Consider the following 2,240-nt stretch of genomic DNA (forward strand, 5'->3'; position numbering starts at 1 on the left):
CAATATCGGCTGTCCGATAAAATCCCTACTTTTGCTCATGAGCTTAATTTTGTTTTGTTGCTACTACAAAGATAAGCAGAAGAGCGGATTTTTTAATTTTTAAAAGTTCGCTCTGTTTTTTAGCGGACAGTAGTGAGTAAGAATAATTAATCGATAAGTATTGGCTTCCAATCAGGCCCGCGTTTAATAACCCAGATAAATTTATCGTATATCTCAATCTCATCATATTGGAAAGGAACCACAACTTTTCCCCGTCTGTCTATTATCCCTTTCTTGCCGTCCTTTACCAAGATAAAAAGCCCCTCACGGTATTCTTGTATTTCATCAAACAAGAGTTTCGAAATAGGTTTACCTCTATCTGTTACCATTTGCCATTTATATTCGTCTAGATCATCCTCAATTATAATCTCATTTTTTTTAAAATAAACTCCTGCTTTTTTGTAATAATCATCATTTATACTCCCCATATCAGAATAGAGAGCATACTTTTGCTTATTATTTTTCAACAAGTGGTATTTTGAATTTTCCTCATAATATAATTCTTCATTATTCAGGGTATCACATACTAATATCAAGTCATTACGAAATGATATCATTCTGTACTGAAAAGGCATCACAATATTTCCGGCTACATTCACTATTCCGTAGCGGTAACCTTTTACAGCGATTATACTCCCGCCTGAATAATCAACACTTACTATAGATGTATATAACACTCCATCTGTTTGTCCTTTTAAGTCAAATATTTGATATTCAAGAGCATTTTTGAGCGCTACGAAACAGCTTCCCCTATATTCGATACGGTCATAGATAACCGGAGCTAAAATGTCTCCATTTTGCGATAGTAGCCCGTATTTATGATTATTCTCCACTATATAAGTGCCACAAGAGTAAGTGTCTATATTGTCATAATAATCATCTGATAATTTTCCGTCTATAAACAGACTGTACTTTTTATCCTTCTTTATCACAATAGCCTGCCCCCGGGATTCTATTTCATTGTACTGCATCGGTAAAAGCATATTACCTAATGTATCAGCAATTCCATACTTATCATAGTACCACCCAGAAGTCTTTAAACGGAATAATTCGGGAGCAAGTGAATCTATCTCCTGATAAACAGGAGGTAAAATCTGCTTTCCATCCATATTCATCATACCCATCCAGCCGGAACTTTCTTTAAAAAAAATATGGTTCCATCTCACATCTAAATCTCTGGAAAACTCACATGGGATAATTTCCTTTCCCTGATTACTCAAATCAATTATTCCCCAACTATTTTCTGTTCTGTTATCTTTCCTGACAAGGTGGAATCCGTGCTGTGAATGCTCGATACGATCATACAAACAGGGAACCAAAGTACTTCCATCAGAGTAAATCAAACCTTTTCTTTTATCGAGAACCGCCAACAGTACATTATCAGGAAGAGAAATATACATATCTTTCTTTATATAGTCATATACAGGAGGCAGTATCCACTGTCCGTTGCTATCAAGCAATCCATATTTTTCCTGTTCCTTGTCAGTCGCCACAATACTATTATCTTCAAGAGAAAGATAGCTATATTCCCCCATAGGTACTATATAGTGTACAGATGAGTCTATAATGCCATAGTCTTCATCTTTTTGGACAATATATCTATCTGTATTGGGAATTGTAGTAATTTGATCATAGTATGGCGATCTGATATTTCCCTGCATATCAATCAGGCAGTAGTCATATTTTTCCTTGTCTTTATTCACTTCCCTTACGGCAATAAACAAGTCATCAGTACTGTATTTAAATATGTCTCTGTAAGGTGTAGATACTTTTATACTTGTTTTTGTTTTTATATTAAGGAAAGAATAGAAACCGTTTTCCTCAGTAAGATATATTTCATCATTCACATACCCAAGTCTGCTATATTTACAAGGGACAATCACTTTCCCATCCAATGAATACATTCCATAGTAATAATATTGGGAAAAGGCTTTAGGGATAAAGCATAAACAAAAGAAAAAGATTATTATTCTGTTTGTCATAAAGATGTATCAGAGTATATATTTTGTGTAATCTGTAATTATATCAGATAAAGATAGGAAAATCTTTTTATAAGAAAGACATCCAATCATCCGGTCGGTATAAACACAAAAAGTCCCCATAGATTTACCTATGAGGACTTCTCTTTTAAAACGGCGGTAACCTACTCTCCCACATACTTGCAGTACCATCGGCACGACCGGGCTTAACTTCTCTGTTCG

The 2,240-nt window shown here is 34.8% G+C and carries 2 protein-coding genes; both read right to left on the reverse strand.

All coding sequences use genetic code 11. From position 1 onward, the window contains the following. Positions 1-146: 146 nt before the first annotated feature. On the reverse strand, positions 147-2,021 hold the full coding sequence (locus D0T84_RS22065) for a WG repeat-containing protein (RefSeq protein WP_163310071.1): 1,875 nt from the start codon (positions 2,019-2,021) through the stop codon (positions 147-149). 9 nt (positions 2,022-2,030) lie between these two features. Beyond that, positions 2,031-2,240 (reverse strand): hypothetical protein (locus D0T84_RS22700; protein WP_221413166.1); only part of this gene is annotated, 210 nt, incomplete at its 5' end.

The organism is Dysgonomonas sp. 521 (genome assembly GCF_010501055.1).
In the GTDB taxonomy this organism is placed as follows: Bacteria; Bacteroidota; Bacteroidia; order Bacteroidales; family Dysgonomonadaceae; genus Dysgonomonas.

Bases quoted from the DNA above. Each gene is read 5' to 3' on its own strand.
- D0T84_RS22065 (WP_163310071.1), bottom strand. From the start codon at position 2,021: ATGACAAACAGAATAATAATCTTTTTCTTTTGTTTATGCTTTATCCCT.